Below are 20,826 nucleotides of genomic sequence, written 5' to 3'. Positions count from 1 at the left end.
TCATGCGCGCCCGACTCGGTGCTCCTATGCGGCGCTGGCGCGCCAGCTACGCCCGCACAAACCGTGGTCGGCACACGCGCTACGCACAATGAAGCAAAGCCGCTGACGCTTCATTCCGAAGCCGATCTACGACGCCTCGCCAGCATCGCCGCACCCACGACGCTGCATCGCCCCGGCGATGCACGCTCCCACACCGCGCATCGCGGCGAGGGAGCGCCAGCCCTCACCGCAACCGCGAGAAGGCACCGATCCCGGCGATCGCCAGCCGCTCGGCGGGCAGCGCCGTTTCGGCGAACGACAGCCGCAGGTAACGGATCTGCCGGACCTCCGGGAAATTCAGCCGCTGGGTCGAGAGCGCGTAGGCGATATTGGACAACTCGCCGCCGCCGGCCGGCTGCCAATGCTGGCCATCCTCGCTGCTTTCGGCGCGATAGCCCTTCGGCGGCGCCGCACCGTTCATCACCGTGCGCGAGGGGGTGAGGCTGAAGCCGGCGACCTGGCGCAGCGCACCGAGGTCGATGGTCACCTGCGCGGGATGGCCCGGCGTGGGAGCGGGCACGACCCAGATCGTGCCGGCATCGTCGTCGAGCAACTTCTCCGCTCCCGGCGCGCTGGCCGCGACGATGCGCCACCCCGCGGTGGACAGCACGTCCGGCGCGTTCGTCGTGGGCCGCGCGACCGCAACGGGGGCCACCGAGCGGAACAGCGCGAATTCGCTGATCGCCGGACAGACCGGTGCCTCGAGCACACGCAGGCGCACACGGCGCGCGGCGATCGGACGATCGAGCCGCAGGATCCGCTGCGCGCCGATGCATTGCGCTTCGGCCAAGCGCTGCCATTGCCCATCCACCTCGGCTTCGATCGCGAAGCGGGTGACACGCACGCCCAGCGGCAGGTATTCGCGCAGCCGGATCAGGTCGAAGCTATGCGCCGCCGACAGTTCCAGCGTCAGCGTCGGCGTGGTGACGTCGTCCGGCGTGGACCAGTAGCTGTCCGGCTGGCGGTCGAGCACACGCTCCGGCTCGAACCCCGGACCGCGCGACGCGCTGGCGCTGGCCTTGGCGCCCTTGGCCAGATCGATGGCGAAGCTGGCGCGGATCGCGTCGCCAAAGCTCTTCAACACCGCGACGTCATGGTCGGCGATGCGGCCGCGTCGGTCCGGCGGAAGATTGAGGTTCATGTTGGTGCCGCGCGCGACCGAGGTATCGAAGTAGCGCACCAGATTCTCCGGGCTGCGCACCTTGCCGTCTTCGTCGGCATGGTAGAACCAGCCCGGGCGGATCGAGGTGTTGGTTTCCGCAGGCCACCACAGGGCCCCGCCCCGCACGCCGGCGTTGCCGTTTTCCTGCGTGTAAGGCGCATTGGGCATGGTCGGCCAGCACGGATCGCCGGCCACGCCCTCCTCGTTGCCGACCCAACGGATATCGGCGCCCAGCGGGTCGAAGGTGCAGGCCATCGGCTGGTGTTGGTGCACCAGCTCGATCATCCGCGGCCAGTTGTAGTACGCGGGGGCATCGATCTTGCGCGTTTCGCGCGCTCCGCCGTAGTAACCGTCGCCACCATTGGCGCCGTCGAACCAGAACTCGAACAGGTCGCCATACCCCGTGCACAGCTCGACGATCTGCTTGCGGAAATAGTCCAGATAGCCGGGACGGCCATACTCGGCGTGGTTGCGATCCCAGGGAGAGAGATAGATACCGAAGGCCAGCCCGGCACGCCGGCACGCCGCGGCCATTTCGCCGACGATGTCGCCCTTGCCGTTCTTGTAGGGCGAATTGCGGATGCAATGCTCGGTCAGGCGCGTCGGCCACAGGCAGAAGCCATCGTGGTGCTTGGCGGTGAAGATGATCCCTTTGAGGTTGCCGGCCTTGGCCGCAGCGACGATCTGATCGGCGGAGAAATCGCTGGGATCGAATCTGCGCGGATCTTCGTCGCCGTAACCCCACTCCTTGTCGGTGAAGGTGTTCATCGCAAAATGCACGAAGGCGTATTGCTCCCACCGGTGCCACCGCAACTGCCGCGCGCTTGGCACGGCGCCCCACGGTGCCGGCCCTTTCGGGCGCGGCGCGGCCACGATCTGGGCGGCGGATGCGCTGAAGCCCGCGGCGACGGCCACGACACCCGTGGCAAGAAAGGTACGACGATCGATCATGGACGCCTCCGGCTCTACACAAGCCCGGATCTTAGCTTTTCCAACGGCGAAACAGTCCTGCCCGAAGCGACACACAGGCATTCAAAGGACACAACGTCACCGTGTGGCCGATCCTCCGCCGCGTGCTCGGGAATTGCACTGCGTGCTGTCGCCGATCCCCTTTTTTACGGACAATTGCAGCTGGCGCCGAGACGACTCGCACGCGGTTGCTGCGGACTCGGCACTGCACGTGCTGCGTGCGCACCGGACATCCACTGTCTCGCGATTGACCTTCCTGCCGTCGCCGGTGGCAACGGTGCGACCCCGACGTTGCACCGCGGATCGGCAGGTGGCGCATCGAACCATGCACCGGGCTGGCGACGCGCCACGCTGTCATTTGCTGCGGGCACCCGTCCATACTTGTCCACGGACAGTCACCCCGAAATTCATTAAGTCACTGAATCAGATGCAGAATCGAGAAAAGACCCAAGTTCCCGGAAGCGCAGCGGAGCACACCCCGCTGATGAAACAGTTCTTCGCCGCCAAGTCCGAGTACCCGGACCTGCTGCTGTTCTTCCGCATGGGCGATTTCTACGAACTGTTCTACGACGACGCGCGCAAGGCCGCGCGGCTGCTGGACATCACCCTGACCCAGCGCGGCAGTTCCGGCGGTGCGCCGATCCCGATGGCCGGGGTGCCGGTGCATGCCTACGAGGGCTATCTGGCGCGGCTGGTGGCGCTGGGCGAGTCGGTGGCGATCTGCGAGCAGATCGGCGATCCGGCGCTGGCCAAGGGCCTGGTCGAGCGCAAGGTGGTGCGCATCGTCACCCCCGGCACGGTGACCGACGAGGCGCTGCTGGACGAGCGCCGCGACACCTTGCTGATGGCCATCGCACGCAACAAGCACGGCTACGGCCTGGCCTGGGCCGACCTGGCCGGCGGCCGTTTCCTGGTCAACGAGGTCGACAGCGAGGACGCGCTGGAAGCGGAACTGGCGCGGCTGGAGCCGGCCGAACTGCTGGTGCCCGACGAGGACCAGTGGCCGGAATTCCTGCGCGAGCGCCGCGGCGTGCGCCGCCGGCCGCCGTGGCTGTTCGACGCCGACAGCGGCCGTCGCCAGTTGCTGGCGTTCTTCCAGTTGCACGATCTGAGCGGCTTCGGCATCGACGACAAGCCACGCGCCACCGCTGCCGCCGGCGCCCTGCTCGGCTACGTGGAGGAAACCCAGAAACAGCGCCTGCCGCACCTGACCGCGATCGCGATGGAGACCGCCGGCGAGGCGATCGCGATGAACGCGGCCACCCGCCGCCACCTGGAACTGGACACGCGCGTGGACGGCGACACTCGCAACACCCTGCTCGGCGTGCTCGACAGCACGGTCACGCCGATGGGCGGGCGCCTGTTGCGGCGCTGGCTGCACCGTCCGCTGCGTCTGCGCGAGGTGCTGGTGCAGCGCCACCACGCGGTCGGCACGCTGATCGACCGCGGCGCCGACGCCGACCTGCGCGAGGCATTCCGCGCGCTTGGCGACGTCGAGCGCATCCTCACCCGCGTCGCCCTGCGCTCGGCGCGCCCGCGCGACTTCTCCACCCTGCGCGACGGCCTGGGCCTGCTGCCGAAGGTGCGCGCGATCCTCGCCCCGCTGGATTCGCCGCGGCTGGCGGCGTTGGCCGCGGAACTGGGCCAGCACGACGAGATCGCGCACCTGCTCGCCTCGGCGATCGCCGAGCAGCCGCCGCTCAAGCTGAGCGACGGCGGCGTCATCGCCGCCGACTACGACGCCGAACTGGACGAACTGCGCCGGCTCAGCACCAACGCCGACCAGTTCCTGATCGACCTGGAAGCGCGCGAACGCGCCAACAGCGGCATCGCCACGCTGAAGGTCGGCTACAACCGCGTGCATGGTTACTACATCGAGATCAGCAAGGGCCAGGCCGACAAGGCGCCGGTGCACTACAGCCGGCGCCAGACCCTGACCAACGCCGAACGCTACATCACCGAGGAACTGAAGAACTTCGAGGACAAGGTGCTGTCGGCGCGCGAGCGTGCGCTGTCGCGCGAGAAGCTGCTCTACGAAGGCCTGCTGGACACGTTGGGCGAGCGCCTGGAGCCGCTCAAGCGCGCCGCCGCCGCGCTCAGCGAGTTGGACGTGCTGGCCGGCTTCGCCGAACGCGCACAGGCGCTGGACTGGACCCAGCCGGAACTCGAGACCGGCGCCTGCCTGCGCATCGAACGCGGCCGCCACCCGGTGGTGGAAGCAGTGCGCGAGCAGCCGTTCGAACCCAACGACCTGGACCTGCACCCGGATCGACGCATGCTGGTGATCACCGGCCCGAACATGGGCGGTAAGTCGACCTACATGCGCCAGAACGCGCTGATCGTGCTGCTCGCGCACATCGGCAGCTACGTGCCGGCGCGGCGCGCGGTGATCGGCCCGATCGACCGCATCCTCACCCGCATCGGCGCCGGCGACGACCTGGCGCGCGGCCAGTCCACCTTCATGGTCGAAATGGCCGAGACCAGCTACATCCTGCACCACGCCACCGCGCAGTCGCTGGTGCTGATGGACGAGATCGGCCGCGGCACCTCCACCTACGACGGCCTGGCCCTGGCCGACGCGGTGGCGCGTCACCTCGCCCACCACAACCGCTGCTACACGCTGTTCGCCACGCACTATTTCGAACTGACCGCGCTGGCCGACGAATCGGTCGAAGGCGGCCCCAGCGGCATCGCCAACGTGCACCTGGACGCGGTCGAGCACGGCGACCGCCTGGTGTTCATGCATGCGGTCAAGGACGGCCCGGCCAACCGCAGCTTCGGCCTGCAGGTGGCGGCGCTGGCCGGCCTGCCCAGGACCACCGTGGCGCAGGCGCGGCGCCGCCTGGCGGAACTGGAACAACGCGGCGGCGAGAGCCACGCCTCGCAGATGGCACCGCAGGCCTTGGACGCCCCGCAGCAATTCGGCCTGTTCGCGGCCACGCCGTCCGCCGCACAGGAGGCGCTGGCCGCACTGGATCCGGACGAACTCACGCCCAAGCAGGCGCTGGAAGCGCTGTACCGGCTCAAGTCGCTGCTGTAGGCGGCCTACGGCTTTAGCCCCTCTCCCCCCGGGAGAGGGGTTGGGGTGAGGGTCCGGCGCGAAGCATCTCGCAGCGCCAGGACGCACGAGGCTGCGCCCGCACCCTCATCCGCCCCTTCGGGGCACCTTCTCCCAATGGGAGAAGGAAAGGCTGCAAGCCCCTCTCCCCCCGGGAGAGGGGTTGGGGTGAGGGTCCGGCGCGAAGCGTCTCGTCGCGCCAGGACGCACGAGGCTGCGCCCGCACCCTCATCCGCCCCTTCGGGGCACCTTCTCCCAATGGGAGAAGGGAAGCGCTAGAGCCCCTCTCCCACCGGGAGAGGGGTTGGGGTGAGGGTCCGGCCGGCCATACGGCATGACCCAACCGCCAGCCCTCCACATTCCGCTAGGCGCTCGCCGGCACGGCGCTAGGACGCGGCATGAACGGATTCGGATGCGCCGCCAGCAGCGCATCGTCGATGGCCGCCGCCCGCTGCGCCGCCGGCCGCGCCATGTGCCGCTGCGCGAACGCGACGAACGCCGGCCGCGCCTGCAGCACGCCGATGCGCGTGTAGAAGCCGAGGAACGCGGCGGCATACAGGTCGGCCGCGCTTAAGCGGTCGCCGGCCAAGTACTCCCGACCGGCCACACCCTGCTCCAGCATGTCCAGCAGATCCTCGCCGTGGCCGTAGCCGGCACTGTGCGCCGGTGCCAGCGTGCCGTGCTGCTTGGCGGTGAGGAAGGCCTCGGCCGGTCCGGCCAGCAGGAACAGCCAGCGATAGTAATCGCCGCGCGCCGGCGATCCCGGCGGCGGCGCCAGTTGCCGTTCCGGCACCAGGTCGGCCAGGTAGGCGCAGATCGCTGCGTTCTCGGTGACGGTGGTGGTGCCGTGGACCAGCGCCGGCACCTTGCCCATCGGGTTGATCGCCAGATACGCCGGCGCCTTCATGCCGGTGCCGTAGTCGAGGATCTGCGCGCGGTACGCCAGGCCGGTTTCTTCGAGCATCCAGCGCGCGATGCGGCCGCGCGACATGGGGTGGGTGTAGAGCACAAGATCGTGGGACATGGTCGGACTCCGTGGTGGACGCCGCGCAGTCTGCGCGGCCCCTGCTGACACCTGCTGTCAGGAGCCGACGCCGTACCCGGTGGCGGCGCGCCAGCGTCGGATCAGCTGATGCCGCCGCGTCGGGTAGCGCTCGCCGTCGTCGCGCAGCGCCAGCACGCGGTCGGCGCGGAAATGGCGGAAATCCCCGCGCAGTTCGCACCACGCCGCGATCATGCCGTAGCCGCCCAGGAAGGCCATCGCGAACGGCCAGATGCGCCGTTGCGAGGCACTGCCGCCGGCATCGGCATAGTCCATGTGCAGCACGTGCTCCAGGCGGATGCCGCGGCGCAGGACCGGCAGCCATGGCGCCGCCGGCTGCGCGGGCGTGGCCGCCGGCACCAGCAGCCCGCTGGTCTCCAGCGCCAGCCGCAACGGCGCCGGCAGCGTCGCCCCGATCCGGGCGATGGCGCGCTGCGCGGCCTGCGCCAGTTCCGGGTCGGCCTGGCTCGCCACCCAGCGCGCGCCCAGGGTCAGCGCTTCCAGTTCGTCTTCGCTGAAGTTCAGTTCCGGCAGCAGGAAGCCGGGGCGCAGCACGTAGCCCACGCCGGGATCGCCGAGGATGTCGGCGCCCTGCCCGCGCAGGCTGGCGATGTCGCGGTACAGCGTGCGCAGGCTCACCCCCAGGTCGGCAGCGAGCTGCGCCCCGGCCACGGGCCGGCGGCGACCGCGCAGGGCATCGAGCAGGCGCAGCAGGCGGGTGGCGCGTTGGGTCATCGCGACAGGATAGCGAGCGCAATCGGCCCAGCGCACACGGGCCGGATACCGCGACACGTGCCCCGACGTTCAAGCGGCCACCCGTTCCGTCGAATACAGCGATAGTCAATCGCTATCGATTGATTAGAAGAATTCGAATTCTATAGATGACCGCTTGCGCCTATCGTGTCTCCAGTTTCACCGCAGCGCCGCCGTATGATCGCGGCGCCACGCCACCCCATCGTCCATCGAGACAGAGGCAGCCTCCCATGACCAGCGAATCGAAATGCCCGTTCCATCAGGCTGCCAGCGGCAGCGGCACCAGCAATCGCGACTGGTGGCCCAAGCAGTTGCGCGTGGATCTGCTCAACCAGCACTCCACCCGCTCCAACCCGCTGGACCCGCAGTTCGATTACGCCAAGGCGTTCAAGCAGCTCGATCTCGAAGCGCTCAAGCGCGACCTGCATGCGCTGATGACCGATTCGCAGGACTGGTGGCCGGCCGACTTCGGCCACTACGGTCCGCTGTTCGTGCGCATGGCCTGGCATAGCGCCGGCACCTACCGCACCGGCGACGGCCGCGGCGGCGGCGGCCGCGGCCAGCAGCGCTTCGCCCCGCTCAACAGCTGGCCGGACAACGTCAGCCTGGACAAGGCGCGGCGCCTGCTGTGGCCGATCAAGCAGAAGTACGGCCAGGCCATCTCCTGGGCCGACCTGATGATCCTCACCGGCAACGTCGCGCTGGAATCGATGGGCTTCAAGACCTTCGGCTTCGCCGGCGGCCGCGCCGACACCTGGGAGCCGGACCAGGACGTGTACTGGGGCCGCGAGACCAAGTGGCTGGGCGGCGACGAGCGCTACGCGCACGGCTCGCCGGGCGTGGACGAGGCGCACGGCGTGCTGGTGAAGGACGACGACAGCGAAGTGCGCCATACCCGCGACCTCGAGAACCCGCTGGCCGCGGTGCAGATGGGCCTGATCTACGTCAATCCCGAAGGCCCGGACGGCAACCCCGACCCGCTGCTGGCGGCCAAGGACATCCGCGACACCTTCGGCCGCATGGCGATGAACGACGAAGAGACCGTGGCGCTGATCGCCGGCGGCCACACCTTCGGCAAGACCCACGGCGCCGGCCCGGCCGACCACGTCGGCGCCGAGCCGGAAGCGTCCGACCTGGAGAGCCAGGGCCTGGGCTGGTCCAACAGCTTCGGCAGCGGCAAGGGCGGCGACACCATCACCAGCGGCCTGGAAGTCACCTGGACCAAGACCCCGGCGCGCTGGAGCAACGACTTCTTCGAGCACCTGTTCAAGTTCGAGTGGGAGCTGAGCAAGAGCCCGGCCGGCGCGCACCAGTGGGTGGCCAAGAACGCCGAGGCGGTGATCCCGGACGCGCACGATCCGTCGAAGAAGCGCCTGCCGACCATGCTCACCACCGACCTGGCGCTGCGCTTCGACCCGGCCTACGAGAAGATCTCGCGCCGCTTCCTGGAGAACCCGGAGCAGTTCGCCGATGCCTTCGCCCGCGCCTGGTTCAAGCTGACCCACCGCGACATGGGCCCGCGTGCGCGCTACCTCGGCCCCGACGTGCCGGCCGAAGAACTGCTGTGGCAGGACCCGATCCCCGCCGTGGACCACCCGCTGGTCGACGCGCAGGATATCGCCGCACTGAAGAAGACCCTGCTCGATTCCGGGCTGAGCGTGGCGCAACTGGTGTCCACCGCCTGGGCCGCGGCGTCCACCTTCCGCGGGTCGGACATGCGCGGCGGCGCCAACGGTGCGCGTATCCGCCTGGCCCCGCAGAAGGATTGGGAGGTCAACCAGCCGGCGCAACTGGCACAGGTGCTGGCCACGCTGGAGCGCATCCAGACGCAGTTCAACGGCGCCCAGAGCGGCGGCAAGCGGATCTCGCTGGCCGACCTGATCGTGCTCGGCGGCGTCGCCGCGGTGGAACAGGCGGCCAAGCTGGCCGGGCAGACCGTGCAGGTGCCGTTCGTGCCCGGCCGCATGGACGCCTCGCAGGAACAGACCGACGTGGAATCGTTCGCGGTGCTGGAACCCATCGCCGACGGCTTCCGCAACTACGCCAAGCGCCGCTACGCGCTGTCGGCCGAAGCGCTGCTGATCGACAAGGCGCAGCTGCTGACCCTGACCGCGCCCGAGATGACCGTGCTGGTCGGCGGCCTGCGCGTGCTCGGCGCCAACAGCGGCCAGTCCGCGCATGGCGTGTTCACCGATCGCCCGGGCGTGCTCAGCAATGACTTCTTCGCCAACCTGCTGGACATGGGCACCGAGTGGAAGGCGACCTCGGAAATGAAGGACGTCTACGAAGGCCGCGACCGCAAGAGCGGCGCGTTGAAGTGGACCGGCACCCGCGCCGATCTGGTGTTCGGCTCCAATTCGGTGCTGCGCGCGGTGGCCGAGGTCTACGCCAGCGCCGACGCGCAGGCGAAGTTCGTGCGCGACTTCGTCGCCGCCTGGACCAAGGTGATGCAGCTGGATCGCTTCGACCTGGCCGCCTGACGGCCGCAGCGCGCGTCCCGACAACGCCCCGCTCGCCGGGGCGTTGTCGTCTGTGTGATGTCGTCGGTGGCGGTGGCGGCCGCGGCGCATCGACGTGAGGCAGAGACTGCAGCGGATCTTTCGCGGGCTGACGGCGTCGCGGCTGAAGCCGCTCCTACGCGGTCTGGCCGATTGCAAACACGATCGCACGTGCGGGAGGGACTTCAGTCCCGACTGCTGGGCAGCCCGGGCAGACGCCGATCGTCGGTGATCGACGACGCTTCCACAAGGACGCAACGCGTCCCGTAGGAGCGACTTCAGCCGCGACGGCAGCGCTCAGGAAGCGTCGCCGCACCAACACTACAAGCGGCATGCATGCCAGCCTCCCCACGTCACCGATGTGCGCTGCCGGCCAGGCCAGCCGCGCGGCGACGCATCACGCTCGGCTACAACGCGTCCAGATCGCCGAGCGCGCGGATCAACCGCCGCGCGCGCTTGTCCGGCTTGCCCTCCGGCGCCTGGTAGCCGTTGCGCTCGGCGCTGCGCTGCGCGCGCAACTGCGCGCGGCGCTCGCGCGACGCCTCGCTTTCCTGGTACAGCGCCTGCGCCACGCTGGCAGGACCGCGCGTATCGCTCAGCCCCAGCACCTGGATCTCGAACACCTCATCGCCACGCTGCACCCGCACCTGCTCGCCCACGCGCACCGCGCGCGAGGACTTGGGCCGCTGCCCGGCCACGTCCACCTTGCCGGTTTCCACGGCCTGCTTGGCCAGGCTGCGGGTCTTGAAGAAGCGCGCGGCCCATAGCCAGACATCCAGGCGCACCGAGGGGGCTTGCACGACAGGTTCGTTCATTACGTTGCTCGACATCCACTCACGTTAGGGGTTGCAGGCAGCCAAAGGACGACGCCGGATCGGACAGGCAGAGTGCATGGGCGGCGCGCACGTCTTTCCGCACAGATGGCGATGCGATCGCGCCAATACAAGCACCGCGCCCGCAAGGACACGCCCCTTCAGGATGAACGCGTTGGCAGGTAGCGAGCGAACTCGAGGCAGGCGCACCGTGGGTGTGGCTCACCAAGGTTTACGGTCCCAGGCTGGCGCTGGCTTTGATCCACCTCCACACCAAGCGAATGACGCGACCCATGCCGAACGCGCGCCCATCCTCGGCGCAAGCGCACTACCGCGACTCGGGCTGGGCCGGCCGCCACGCGTGACGGCCCACGCCACCCGCCGTGGGGGCGGCGCAGGCTCGCCCCACAGCCCGTCTGCTGCACGAACGCTGCAGATCCCGGTACGCCATCGCCCTGCCGACATCCGTCGGTGCTAGTGTGGCCGGCTCACGCTCGATCCCGACCCGCGATGACCAAGCCTGCCGCGCTCACCGAAGGCCCGATCGGCCGCCAGTTGCTGCTGTTCTCCCTGCCGATCCTGGCCGGCAACATCGCGCAGTCGCTCAACGGCTCGGTCAATGCCGTGTGGATCGGCCGCTATCTCGGTGAAGCGGCGCTCACCGCCGCGGCCAATGCCAACAGCATCATGTTCTTCCTGATCGGTTCGGTGTTCGGCATCGGCATGGCCGCCACCATCCTGATCGGCCAGGCGATGGGCCGCGGCGACGTGGCCCAGGCGCGACGGGTGATGGGCACCAGCGCCACCTTCTTCATCGGCATCTCGGTACTGATCGCCGCCGGCGGCTGGTGGCTGGCGCGGCACCTGCTGGCGGCGATGGGCACGCCAGCGGCGTCGCTGCCGCTGGCCGAGGCCTACCTGCGGGTGATCTTCCTGGCGATGCCGTTGCTGTACACCTTCGCGTTCCTGTCGGCGGCGCTGCGCGGCACCGGCGATTCGCGCACGCCGTTCCGCTTCCTGCTGCTGTCGGTGGCGTTGGACATCGGCTTCAATCCGCTGCTGCTGTTCGGGCTGGGACCGTTCCCCAAGCTGGGCATCGCCGGTGCGGCCTGGGCCACGCTGATCGCGCAGGCGGTGTCGCTGACCGGGTTGCTGCTGTACCTGCGCCACAAGCGCCACGTGCTGTGGCTGGGCCGCCGCGATGCGCGGCTGTTCCGGCTCGACCTGCCGATCCTGCGCGCGCTGATCGTCAAGGGCGTGCCGATGGGCCTGCAGATGGTGCTGATCTCGCTGGCGATGATCGTGATGATCGCCCTGGTCAACGGCTACGGCACCGACACGTCCGCGGCCTACGGCGCGGCGCTGCAACTGTGGGCCTATCTGCAGATGCCGGCGATGGCGATCGGTGCTGCCTGCTCGTCGATGGCCGCGCAGAACGTCGGCGCGCAGCGCTGGGACCGGGTCGCGGCGACTGCGCGCAAGGGCGTGCTGTTCAACTTCCTGTTGACCGGTGCACTGATCGCGCCGCTGATCCTGTTCGACCGCTGGACCCTGGCGCTGTTCCTGCCAGCGCACAGCGCTGCGCTGGAGATCGCGCGCCATCTCAACCACATCGCGGTGTGGTCGTTCCTGTTCTTCGGGGTCACCTTCGTGATCTCCGGCGTGGTCCGCGCGACCGGCGCGGTGATCCCGCCGCTACTGATCCTGGCGCTGTCGCTGTGGGGCATCCGCGTGCCGTTCGCGCAGTTGCTGCAGCCGCAGCTGGGCGCCGATGCGGTCTGGTGGAGCTTCCCGACCAGCGCCACCTGCGCGATGCTGGTGTCGCTGGCGTACTACCGCTGGGGCAACTGGCGCACCGCGCGGATGCTGGCACCCGCGCCACCGGAGACGGTGGCGCATCCGGCGGAAGTGCCGGTGCAACCGCCGGCGCCGGTTGCCGACGTGGCGGTGGCGCAGGATCCGGCGCGCTGAGCGCCCGTCCGCGTATCGCACCATCCTCGCGTAGGAGTCAACTGTCATGCAGCCGCGATGGCAGGAGGAGCGTACGGGGCCTGATCGCGCGCGATGGCATTGAGCCAGCGCAGGAACTTGTGCATGCAGGCGACGATGGCGACCTTGGCCGGTTTGCCGCCTGCGCGCAGGCGCGCGTAAGTGTTGGCCAAGGGGGATTTGGCGCGGATGCTGGCCCAGGTGGCCATGTACAGCACGCGCCGCACGTCGGCACGTCCGCCTTTGATGCGGCGTTGGCCTTTCCAGCAGCCGCTGTCGTGATTGAACGGGGCCAGCCCGACCAGGGCAGCGAGCTTGCGTGGCGGCAGCGTACCCAGCTCTGGCAACCGCGCGGCCAGAACCGCGCGCAGGATCGTGCCGAGCCCAGGCACCGGGGGGAGGCTCGAGCAGGTCTTGCCCTGCTGCTCGATCTCCTGCGTCAACGTCTGGATCTGCTGGTTCAGCAGGGCGATCACCTCTCGGCAACGGTGTTGCACCTTGGCGCTGGTGATGTGCTCCAGGCGCCGCCGATGGGTATCACGCTGGCTCACCAGGGTGGCACGCAGGTCCAGCAGTTCGCGAAGAGACTGCTGGTGCTCAGGTACCACGGGCGTGGGCATGGTCGGGATGTGCTGGGCGGCGATGGCCAGCAGGCGCGCGTCCAGGGCATCGGTCTTGGCATGCAGGCCCAAGGCCTGTGCTAGCTTGCGCGGACGATCGGCGGCCATCCGCACTGCCGGCAGGTCCGCCTCTCGGAGCACCTGCAGCACGGCATGTTCGTAGCCGCCACTGGCTTCCAGCACGATCCGCTCGCAGCCCAGCTCGGCCAGGCGTTGGGCCAGCGCACGCTGCCCCTGTGGCGTATTGGGTTGGGTCCAGGTCTGCTCGTCCGGCAAGACATGAATGACCAGTTCGGCCTTGGCAACATCGATCCCGACAAAGCGACGCATAGACGTTCTCCGCAGTAGACTCAGGGGTGAGAGCACTCCTGCCGATGCCCATGCTTGTGGAGTTCGAGCTCGCGACTCGAGCAACTGTTCGGGCTTGTGAGGCAGGAGACACGGAGTGCGGCGGCGCTGACTCCTACTCGTGCTTGCTGGCACTGCGGGCTACACGGCCTGCCGCACTCCGCTCTCACCTGCAACGATAGACCCTCTTTTGACACAAGCGGCTTCAGCCGCGACGGCATCCCCCCGCAAAGCCATGGCCGCTACGCGCCTGGATCGGCCTTGATCCGGTCGAGCTTGTCGCGGCTGAAGCCGCTCCTACAGAACACTCCGCGCGCGGCCTTGGCTGACACACCGGGCCGGCACCATGGCCGACGCCACAAACGCAAACGGCCGCCCGAAGGCGGCCGTTGCGGCAGCGACCGATTGGTCGCCGGGGATTACTCGGCCTTGGCGGCGGCGGCGGCGGCCTGACGCGCGACCTTGGCCTGCGCAGCGGCGGCCAGATCTTCCTTGATGCGGGCGGCCTTGCCTTCCAGGCCACGCAGGTAGTACAGCTTGCCGGCGCGGACCTTGCCGCGGCGCTTCACTTCGACCGAGTCGATGGTGGCGCTGTGGGTCTGGAACACGCGCTCGACGCCGTAGCCGTGCGAGATCTTGCGCACGGTGAACGAGGAGTTCAGGCCGGCGTTCTTGGTGCCGATCACCACGCCTTCGTAGGCCTGCACGCGCTCGCGGTTGCCTTCCTTCACCTTGACGTTGACGACGACGGTGTCGCCCTGGTTGAACTCCGGCAGCTTGCGCTGGATCTGGGCGGCTTCGAAGTCGGCCAGGATGGTCTTGTTGAGCTTGCTCATGGTGGGCACCGCTTGTGTCTGGTGAGGTGGTCCGGCAGTCGCCGCACGGCGATTGCGCGATATCGGATGGGCCAAGCACGGAACGCACTGGCCGGAAAGCCGGGCATTTTAACCCAGCCCGGCGGCAATGGCTAGGGCCTGGATGGATTTTCCTGTTCGGCGGCCTGCGCCGCCTCCCGCTCCTGGCGGAATTCCTGCAGCAAGCGCCGGTCGGCCGCGCTCAGCGCGGCCTCGTCCAGCAGCTCCGGGCGCCGCAGCCAGGTCCGCCCCAGCGCCTGCATGCGCCGCCAGCGGGCGATCGCGGCGTGGTTGCCGGAACGCAGCACCGCCGGCACCTCGCCCAGCGCGTGTTCGCGCGGGTGGGTGTAGTGCGGGCAGTCGAGCAGGCCGTCCGGGCCTTCGAAACTGTCCTGGGCGGCGGATTCGGCGTCGTTCAGCGCGCCCTCCTGCAGCCGGGTCACCGCATCCACCAGCACCGCCGCGGCCAGTTCGCCGCCGGACAGCACGTAGTCGCCGATCGAGATCTCCTCGTCCACCGCGGCGGCGACGAAGCGCTCGTCCACGCCCTCGTAGCGCCCGCACAGCAGCAGCAGCCGCGGCAACGCAGCCAGTTCGCGGGCCTTGGCCTGGGTCAGCGGCCGCCCCTGCGGACTCAGGTAGATCAGCGGCGCCGGCTGCGGATCGGCGTCGCGCACCGCCTGCAGGCAGGCCTGCAGCGGCTCGATCATCATCACCATGCCCGGGCCGCCGCCGAACGGGCGGTCGTCGACCTTGCGGTAGCCGCCGGCGGCGTAGTCGCGCGGGTTCCAGCCGTGCAGGTCCAGCAGCGCCCGCTCCTGCGCACGCCCGACCACGCCGAACCCGGCGCACTGGGCGACGAACTCGGGGAACAGGCTGATGACGTCGATGCGCATGAAGCTGGGAATGGGGAGCCGGGAATGGGGAATGGGAAAGGCAAAAGCCAAAGCGGCCGCATGGCCGCTTCGCTCAGAACTCGGGGTCCCAGTCGACCACGACCAGGTTGGCCTCGAAATCCACCGACTTGATGTAGTCCGGCTGCACGAACGGCACCAGCCGCTCGCGGTCGCCGCGCACCACCAGCACGTCGTTGGCGCCGGTGGAGAACAGGTGCGATACCTGCCCCAGCGCCACGCCGTCGACGGTGCGCACGTCCAGGCCTTCCAGGTCCACCCAGTAGTATTCGTCCGGGCGCGGCGGCGGCAGGCTGCTGCGCGCCACGTAGATCTCGGTGCCGCGCAGGGCTTCCACGGCGTCGCGGTCGGTGACCTCGGGCAGCGTGGCGATCAGGTACTTGCCGGACTCGCGGCCGCGCACGCCGGTGAGGCTGCTCTCGCTGCCGTCGGGCTTGCGCGCGATCCAGGGCTGATAACGAAACATGGCGAGGCGCGGCTCGGTCCAGGACTCGAGCTTGGCCTCGCCACGGATGCCGAACGCGCCGAGGACCCGACCGAGCAGGATGCGGCGCTGGCTGTCTTTCATTGGCGCAAACGCAAGGGCCGCGCGCTGGGCGCGGCCCGCGGAATCAGGCCGCGGCGGCCTGGTTCTTGGTGGCTTCCTTGTACAGGTTGCGCACCTTGTCGGTCAGCTGAGCGCCATTGGACACCCAATGGTCGACGCGGGCCAGGTCCAGCACCACGCGCGGCTCGGCGCCCTGGGCGACCGGGTTGTAGTAACCGACGCGTTCGATGTTGCGGCCGTCGCGCGCGCTGCGCACGTCGGTGACGATGATGTGGTAGAAGGGGCGCTTCTTGGCGCCGCCACGGGTGAGGCGGATCTTGACCATGGTGAGTTTCCGGTGTTGCCCAGTCGCCAGGATGGCGCGGTGAGCCGGCGATTATAGCGGCCGGCCCCGGCTCTGCCAAGTCGGGTGCCGCTGCCGCGGCAAGGGATTGGGGATCCGGGATTGGGGATTCGCCAGAAGCGGTGCCGATGGCGGCGAGATGCCTCTTGAGCCGCCTAGATCGCCTGCCAGGGCTGGGTGCGCAGTGCTTGCTCCAGCAGTGCCAGTAGATCTGCGGCCGGGCGCAGCGCGCGCCCGTCCACCGCCACCACCGCCTGCTGGCCGCGGGCGTTGCAGGTGAAGGCGGCCACGTCGGGCCCAATTTCCTGGAGCGACAGCGACCGCACCTGCTGCGCCACGCCCAGCGCGGTCAGGCCCTCCTGCAGCAGCCGCTGCTGGGTGCCATGCAGCGCCGGGGCCTGTGGCCAATGCAGGCAGGCCCCGTCCCACAATCCCAGGTTCCAGGTCGGGCCTTCGGCCACCTGCCCCTGCGCGTCGACGAACAGCGCGTCGTCGCTGCCGGCCTGCTGCGCCAAGCGGCGTTGGTAAAAAGCACTGAAGGTGCCGACGTGCTTGATGTGGGGCGTCTCCCGGGCAAATACGCCACTGCGCAGCCGCAGCGGCGCCGCCTCGGCCTGTGCCGGTGGCGCCAGCGACACCAGCAGTTCCACGGCGCAGTCGGCACCGGCACGGCGCAGCGTGAATGCGGGCGAGAACACGGTGACGCGCAGCGAGGCGTCGCCAATGCCGAAGGCGGCCAGCGCCACATGTAGCTCGGCGCGCACGCGCTCATGCGGCAACGCACTCCCGAACAGCGCCGCGTTGGCCTGCTGCAACCGCTGCAGATGCAGGTCGAACCCGCGCACGGCACCATTGCGCACCTGCATGGTGCTGAAATGCCCGTAGTTCACCAGCGCGGCCGCGGCCAGCAGCTCGGCGCCGGCAGGCTGCCCGTCGTGGAAGACTTGCGATGTCACAGCAGTGCCTGCGCCTGCGCCCACCAGCGCGCGACCAATGTGCCAGCCGGCTCGGCCTGGGCCATCCATGCCGACTGCCCGGCCCAGGCCTGCATCGCCGCCAGGCGGTCGGCTCGCTGCGCGGCCTGGCGCATCGGTGCGGTCAGCCCGCGCTGCACCGGATACGGCCGCGGCGGCGGCGCGTCCGGCGCGGCGGCGGCACGCACGTAGTCGGTGACCAGCGCGCGGCCCAGGCGGCCGGAAAAGGCGCGGGTCAGCGTGGTCTGTTCGGGTTCGGCCTGGGCCAACGCGGCCGCCCAGGCCGGCGCCAGCGCCGCCTCCGGGCTGCGCAGCAGGGCGGTGCCGATCTGCACTGCGCTCGCGCCCAGGGTCAGCGCGGCGGCGATGCCGCGGCCGTCGCCGATGCCGCCGGCGGCGACCACCGGGATCTGCAGATGGTCGGCCAACCGCGGCAGCAGCGCGAACAGCCCGGTCAGTTGCCGCTCGGCGCTGCCAGCCTCGAAGGCGCCGCGGTGCCCACCAGCCTCAGCCCCCTGCGCGACCACCGCATCGGCGCCGGCGGCCTGCGCGGCCAGCGCCTCGTCCAGGGTGGTGACGCAGGCGAACCAGGCGATCCCGGCCTGCTGCAGGCGCTGCACCTGGTCCGGACGGAACAGGCCCATGATCGTGGAGGCTACCGCCGGCCGCGCCGCGAGCAAGGCCTCGAACTGGGCATCGAAATCGGCCGGCGCCGCATCGCCGGCGGCGGCCTCGACCGGCGGGCCCCAGGCAGCGAGAAAGGCACGCACCTCGGCCTCGGCGGCGGCATCGCGCACGGGAGGCGGATCCGGCACCCACAGGTTGACCTGCGCCGGCCCGCCGCCAGCGGCGCGCAGCGCATCCATCCACGTCACGATGTCCTGCGGCGCGGACAGCACCGCGCCCATCGCGCCCATGCCGCCGGCCGCGGCGACCGCGGCCGACAGCGGCACCGGGCAGGCGCCGGCCATCGGGCTGAGCAGGATCGGCAGGCGCAGGCCGAAGCGCTGCCGGAAGGCCTCCACGCGCGCCAGGCGCTCCATCATGCGTGCTCCGCGATTCCAGGAATCGCCATGTTAGCCGCGCTGCCTCCGGGCCGCCGTACCACCGACGCGGCGACGCTCACGGCAGCGGCACCGGCAGACATTGCCGGCCCCGATCGCCGACCCACACCTGTTGCAGGGAAAAAGCGCGCAGCCACGCCGGGCGTTGCACGAAGGCGCCCCACAGCCGCAGATCGACCAACGTCTCCACAGCACGATCGCGCCACGACGCCGGGCCGGACAACCACAACTCCAGGCAATACAGCCCGTCGACCGGACAGACCACCTCCACGCATGTCGGCGCAGTCGCGGACGAATGCAAGGCCGCCAGCTGCGGCCCGTGCAACAGCGCGAACAGCCGCAGTTCGCCGTCGGTCGGACGGGTGCCGCCAGACACCGGCAGTGGCTGGCCGAAGAGGGCGGATGTCCACACCGCCTCGAGCACCAGGACGTCACCCTGGGTCAGCTGCAGGAAGTGGCGATGCACGATCGCGCCATCCGCTGGATCCGCCACCGAGGCGTCGGATGCTCCAGGCACATCCCAGCTCCGATCGACGCTGGCGAAGAGCAACGCGGCTCCCGCCGGCGCGCGTGCCACGCAACGGAGCGGCAACTGCGCCAGCGGCCATGCATTCAGAGCCGGCGCGTCATCGATGGCGAGGGTTCCGTCGGAGCGCTGCGCATAGACCAAGGGGGCGCCGCGCAGCGGCTGCACCGGCCACGCCAGCCGTTCCGGTTCCGGCACGCGTCGCCACAGCGCCACCGTACCGGGTACCTGCAGTTCGGCCTGGCCGATGCCGATCGAGTACACGCCGGTCTGCGCGATCGGCACTACGCACTCGACGTCCGCCGCCACATCCAGCCATTGCGGCTGGGTCGCGCCCGGCGCAAGCACGTCGCAGCGCCATTGTGCGGGGCCGTCGGCAGCAGGATGGAAGGCGAGCACCAGCGCATCGCCGGCGTACAGCACCAGTTCGGAGGTGGTGCAGATGCCCTGGCGCGGGAAGTGCTCCTTCGGGAACGGAACGATGTCCTCGAGATGGCGGCGCCATTGGCGCAGACCGGACGGCCGCGCGCGCAGCGCCGCAGGTGGGATGACCGGCTGCGCTGGCGGCGGCAACCGCGCCGGTGCGGGCGCGGCGCCGGCCTCGCCACTGACGGAGTCCATGGACGCCGCCGCGGCACTGCCGACCGTGCGGCGCGCCATCGCGTGATCGATTGCGGCGGCGACCAGCACCACCAGCACCCAGTACACCAGCGCCGCCGGCAGCACCGCCCAGCCGGAGGTCGCGTGCAGCGCCAGGGCGAGCGCGAGGGCCAGACGCAGCACGCGCGTGCCGGCGGACACGCTCACCGCGCGTGCCGTGGCTGCAGGCTCAGCGGAACGGCAATCCACCGCGGCCGCCCATGCCGCCGAGCATGCCCTTCATGCCGCGCATCAGGCCCTTCATGCCGCCGCCGGCCATCTTGCTCATCATCTTTTCCATCTGCTGATATTGCTTCATCAGCTTGTTGACGTCGGCCGGCTGGGTGCCGGAACCGCGGGCGATGCGCGCGCGGCGCGAGCCGTTGAGCAGGCCCGGGTTGCGCCGCTCCTTCTTGGTCATCGAGCCGATGATGGCGATCATCCGCGGCACGTCCTTGTTGCCGGCGACCTGCTGCTTGAGGTGCTCGGGGATCTGGCCCATGCCCGGCAGCTTGTCCATCAAGCCGGACAGCCCGCCCATGTTCTGCATCTGCTCGAGCTGGTCGCGCATGTCGTTGAGGTCGAACTTCTTGCCCTTGGCGACCTTCTCGGCCAGCTTCTGCGCCTTGTCCTTGTCGACCTGGTGCTCGACCTGCTCGACCAGCGACAGCACGTCGCCCATGTCGAGGATGCGGCTGGCCAGGCGGTCGGGATGGAACACGTCCAGGCCGTCGGGCTTCTCGCCGACGCCGATGAACTTGATCGGCTTGCCGGTGATGTAGCGCACGCTCAGCGCCGCGCCGCCGCGGGCGTCGCCGTCGGTCTTGGTCAGCACCACGCCGGTCAGCGGCAGCGCCTCGCTGAACGCCTTGGCGGTGTTGGCCGCGTCCTGGCCGGTCATCGCGTCGACCACGAACAGGGTCTCGACCGGGGTGATCGCCGCGTGCAGCGCCTTGATCTCCTCCATCATCGCCGCGTCGATGGCCAGGCGGCCGGCGGTATCGACCAGCAGCACGTCAACGAAGGACTTGCGCGCGTCGGCGATGGCGGCGCGGACGATGTCCACCGGCTTCTGCGAGGCCTCGGACGGGAAGAACAGCACCCCGACCTGCTCGGCCAGGGTCTTGAGCTGCTCGATCGCGGCCGGGCGGTACACGTCGGCCGACACCACCATCACCTTCTTCTTGCGCTTTTCCTTCAGGTGCTTGGCCAGCTTGCCGACCGTGGTGGTCTTGCCCGCGCCCTGCAGGCCGGCCATCAGCACGATCGCCGGCGCCGGCACGTTGAGGTTCAGGTCGCTGGCGGCCGAGCCCATCACCGCGGTCAGCTCGTCGCGCACGACCTTGATCAGCGCCTGGCCCGGGGTCAGGCTCTTGAGCACTTCCTGGCCGACCGCGCGCACCTTGATGCGCTCGATCAGCGCCTGCACCACCGGCAGGGCGACGTCGGCCTCGAGCAGCGCGATGCGCACTTCGCGGGTGGCTTCGCGGATGTTCTCCTCGGTCAGGCGACCGCGGCCGCGCAGGCGCTGCATGGTGCCGGAGAGGCGTTGGGTGAGGGATTCGAACATGCGGGCGGGTCGCGGACGGGAAACGGCCGTCGATTATAGCCGGGCGCGTCGGCGATCCCCGGTGCCGCCGTCACGGCAGCGGGCCCGATATGCGAAACTGGCGCG

The 20,826-nt window shown here is 69.8% G+C and carries 16 protein-coding genes; 3 read left to right on the top strand and 13 right to left on the bottom strand.

Features of this window, described 5'->3' with window-relative positions; all coding sequences use genetic code 11:
* Window positions 1-223 precede the first annotated feature (223 nt).
* A complete protein-coding gene (locus tag AC1PLR_RS05945) occupies window positions 224-2,152 on the bottom strand; it encodes an alpha-L-fucosidase (protein ID WP_481103539.1) in 1,929 nt (642 codons plus the stop codon).
* Window positions 2,153-2,597: 445 nt separating this feature from the next.
* Here AC1PLR_RS05945 and mutS point away from each other — a divergent pair, with 445 nt between their 5' ends.
* Entirely contained in the window at window positions 2,598-5,210 is a 2,613-nt protein-coding gene (mutS, locus tag AC1PLR_RS05940) for a DNA mismatch repair protein MutS (RefSeq protein WP_481102970.1), read from the top strand.
* A gap of 382 nt (window positions 5,211-5,592) precedes the next feature.
* Here mutS and AC1PLR_RS05935 read toward each other — a convergent pair whose 3' ends face one another.
* Complete coding sequence (locus tag AC1PLR_RS05935; protein WP_481102969.1) at window positions 5,593-6,252, bottom strand: glutathione S-transferase family protein; 660 nt, start codon at window positions 6,250-6,252, stop codon at window positions 5,593-5,595.
* Window positions 6,253-6,309: 57 nt separating this feature from the next.
* Window positions 6,310-7,005 (bottom strand): helix-turn-helix transcriptional regulator, encoded by a 696-nt coding sequence (locus tag AC1PLR_RS05930; RefSeq protein WP_481102968.1) that lies wholly within the window; start codon window positions 7,003-7,005, stop codon window positions 6,310-6,312.
* A gap of 248 nt (window positions 7,006-7,253) precedes the next feature.
* On the opposite strand from AC1PLR_RS05930, the gene katG reads away from it, so the two are divergent.
* The gene (katG, locus tag AC1PLR_RS05925) at window positions 7,254-9,503 is read left to right on the top strand and encodes a catalase/peroxidase HPI (RefSeq protein ID WP_481102967.1); all 2,250 of its coding nucleotides are present in this window, start codon (window positions 7,254-7,256) and stop codon (window positions 9,501-9,503) included.
* A 425-nt stretch (window positions 9,504-9,928) separates the two neighbouring features.
* On the opposite strand, the gene AC1PLR_RS05920 is transcribed toward katG, so the two are convergent.
* Window positions 9,929-10,336 (bottom strand): RNA-binding S4 domain-containing protein, encoded by a 408-nt coding sequence (locus AC1PLR_RS05920; RefSeq protein ID WP_481102966.1) that lies wholly within the window; start codon window positions 10,334-10,336, stop codon window positions 9,929-9,931.
* Window positions 10,337-10,843: 507 nt separating this feature from the next.
* On the opposite strand from AC1PLR_RS05920, the gene AC1PLR_RS05915 reads away from it, so the two are divergent.
* On the top strand, window positions 10,844-12,304 hold the full coding sequence (locus AC1PLR_RS05915; protein WP_481102965.1) for an MATE family efflux transporter: 1,461 nt from the start codon (window positions 10,844-10,846) through the stop codon (window positions 12,302-12,304).
* Window positions 12,305-12,348: 44 nt separating this feature from the next.
* Here AC1PLR_RS05915 and AC1PLR_RS05910 read toward each other — a convergent pair whose 3' ends face one another.
* The 9 genes from AC1PLR_RS05910 to ffh form a co-directional block, all read right to left on the bottom strand.
* A complete protein-coding gene (locus AC1PLR_RS05910) occupies window positions 12,349-13,272 on the bottom strand; it encodes an IS110 family transposase (RefSeq protein WP_481102227.1) in 924 nt (307 codons plus the stop codon).
* Between the two features lie 437 nt (window positions 13,273-13,709).
* Entirely contained in the window at window positions 13,710-14,126 is a 417-nt protein-coding gene (gene rplS / locus AC1PLR_RS05905; RefSeq protein ID WP_010342237.1) for a 50S ribosomal protein L19, read from the bottom strand.
* A 131-nt stretch (window positions 14,127-14,257) separates the two neighbouring features.
* Window positions 14,258-15,040 (bottom strand): tRNA (guanosine(37)-N1)-methyltransferase TrmD, encoded by a 783-nt coding sequence (trmD, locus tag AC1PLR_RS05900; protein WP_481102964.1) that lies wholly within the window; start codon window positions 15,038-15,040, stop codon window positions 14,258-14,260.
* 73 nt (window positions 15,041-15,113) lie between these two features.
* Entirely contained in the window at window positions 15,114-15,626 is a 513-nt protein-coding gene (gene rimM, locus AC1PLR_RS05895) for a ribosome maturation factor RimM (protein ID WP_481102963.1), read from the bottom strand.
* A gap of 43 nt (window positions 15,627-15,669) precedes the next feature.
* Window positions 15,670-15,930, bottom strand: coding sequence for a 30S ribosomal protein S16 (rpsP, locus tag AC1PLR_RS05890; protein WP_010342240.1), 261 nt, complete (start codon window positions 15,928-15,930; stop codon window positions 15,670-15,672).
* Window positions 15,931-16,103: 173 nt separating this feature from the next.
* Window positions 16,104-16,904: an aminotransferase class IV family protein gene (locus AC1PLR_RS05885; protein WP_481102962.1), complete on the bottom strand. Its 801-nt coding sequence runs from the start codon at window positions 16,902-16,904 to the stop codon at window positions 16,104-16,106.
* Window positions 16,901-17,965, bottom strand: a complete 1,065-nt coding sequence (locus AC1PLR_RS05880; protein WP_481103538.1) for an NAD(P)H-dependent flavin oxidoreductase — start codon at window positions 17,963-17,965, stop codon at window positions 16,901-16,903. The genes AC1PLR_RS05885 and AC1PLR_RS05880 overlap by 4 nt, the downstream gene beginning before the upstream one ends.
* 79 nt (window positions 17,966-18,044) lie before the next feature.
* A complete protein-coding gene (locus AC1PLR_RS05875) occupies window positions 18,045-19,319 on the bottom strand; it encodes a hypothetical protein (protein ID WP_481102961.1) in 1,275 nt (424 codons plus the stop codon).
* 22 nt (window positions 19,320-19,341) lie between these two features.
* Window positions 19,342-20,721 carry a signal recognition particle protein gene (gene ffh / locus AC1PLR_RS05870; RefSeq protein WP_152238411.1) on the bottom strand — a complete coding sequence of 460 codons (1,380 nt, stop codon included), beginning with the start codon at window positions 20,719-20,721 and terminating at the stop codon, window positions 19,342-19,344.
* Window positions 20,722-20,826: the final 105 nt, after the last annotated feature.

This window comes from Xanthomonas sp. NCPPB 3570 (assembly GCF_056725115.1).
This window is presented reverse-complemented; position numbering and strand designations above follow the sequence as displayed.

What these genes read in the sequence shown, in the direction of transcription:
- trmD (WP_481102964.1), bottom strand. Translation starts at nt 15,040, where the DNA reads ATGCGCATCGACGTCATCAGCCTGTTCCCCGAGTTCGTCGCCCAGTGC.
- rplS (WP_010342237.1), bottom strand. Translation starts at nt 14,126, where the DNA reads ATGAGCAAGCTCAACAAGACCATCCTGGCCGACTTCGAAGCCGCCCAG.
- AC1PLR_RS05930 (WP_481102968.1), bottom strand. Translation starts at nt 7,005, where the DNA reads ATGACCCAACGCGCCACCCGCCTGCTGCGCCTGCTCGATGCCCTGCGC.
- AC1PLR_RS05910 (WP_481102227.1), bottom strand. Translation starts at nt 13,272, where the DNA reads ATGCGTCGCTTTGTCGGGATCGATGTTGCCAAGGCCGAACTGGTCATT.
- AC1PLR_RS05880 (WP_481103538.1), bottom strand. Translation starts at nt 17,965, where the DNA reads ATGGAGCGCCTGGCGCGCGTGGAGGCCTTCCGGCAGCGCTTCGGCCTG.
- ffh (WP_152238411.1), bottom strand. Translation starts at nt 20,721, where the DNA reads ATGTTCGAATCCCTCACCCAACGCCTCTCCGGCACCATGCAGCGCCTG.
- katG (WP_481102967.1), top strand. Translation starts at nt 7,254, where the DNA reads ATGACCAGCGAATCGAAATGCCCGTTCCATCAGGCTGCCAGCGGCAGC.
- rpsP (WP_010342240.1), bottom strand. Translation starts at nt 15,930, where the DNA reads ATGGTCAAGATCCGCCTCACCCGTGGCGGCGCCAAGAAGCGCCCCTTC.
- AC1PLR_RS05920 (WP_481102966.1), bottom strand. Translation starts at nt 10,336, where the DNA reads ATGAACGAACCTGTCGTGCAAGCCCCCTCGGTGCGCCTGGATGTCTGG.
- AC1PLR_RS05935 (WP_481102969.1), bottom strand. Translation starts at nt 6,252, where the DNA reads ATGTCCCACGATCTTGTGCTCTACACCCACCCCATGTCGCGCGGCCGC.
- mutS (WP_481102970.1), top strand. Translation starts at nt 2,598, where the DNA reads ATGCAGAATCGAGAAAAGACCCAAGTTCCCGGAAGCGCAGCGGAGCAC.
- rimM (WP_481102963.1), bottom strand. Translation starts at nt 15,626, where the DNA reads ATGAAAGACAGCCAGCGCCGCATCCTGCTCGGTCGGGTCCTCGGCGCG.
- AC1PLR_RS05945 (WP_481103539.1), bottom strand. Translation starts at nt 2,152, where the DNA reads ATGATCGATCGTCGTACCTTTCTTGCCACGGGTGTCGTGGCCGTCGCC.
- AC1PLR_RS05915 (WP_481102965.1), top strand. Translation starts at nt 10,844, where the DNA reads ATGACCAAGCCTGCCGCGCTCACCGAAGGCCCGATCGGCCGCCAGTTG.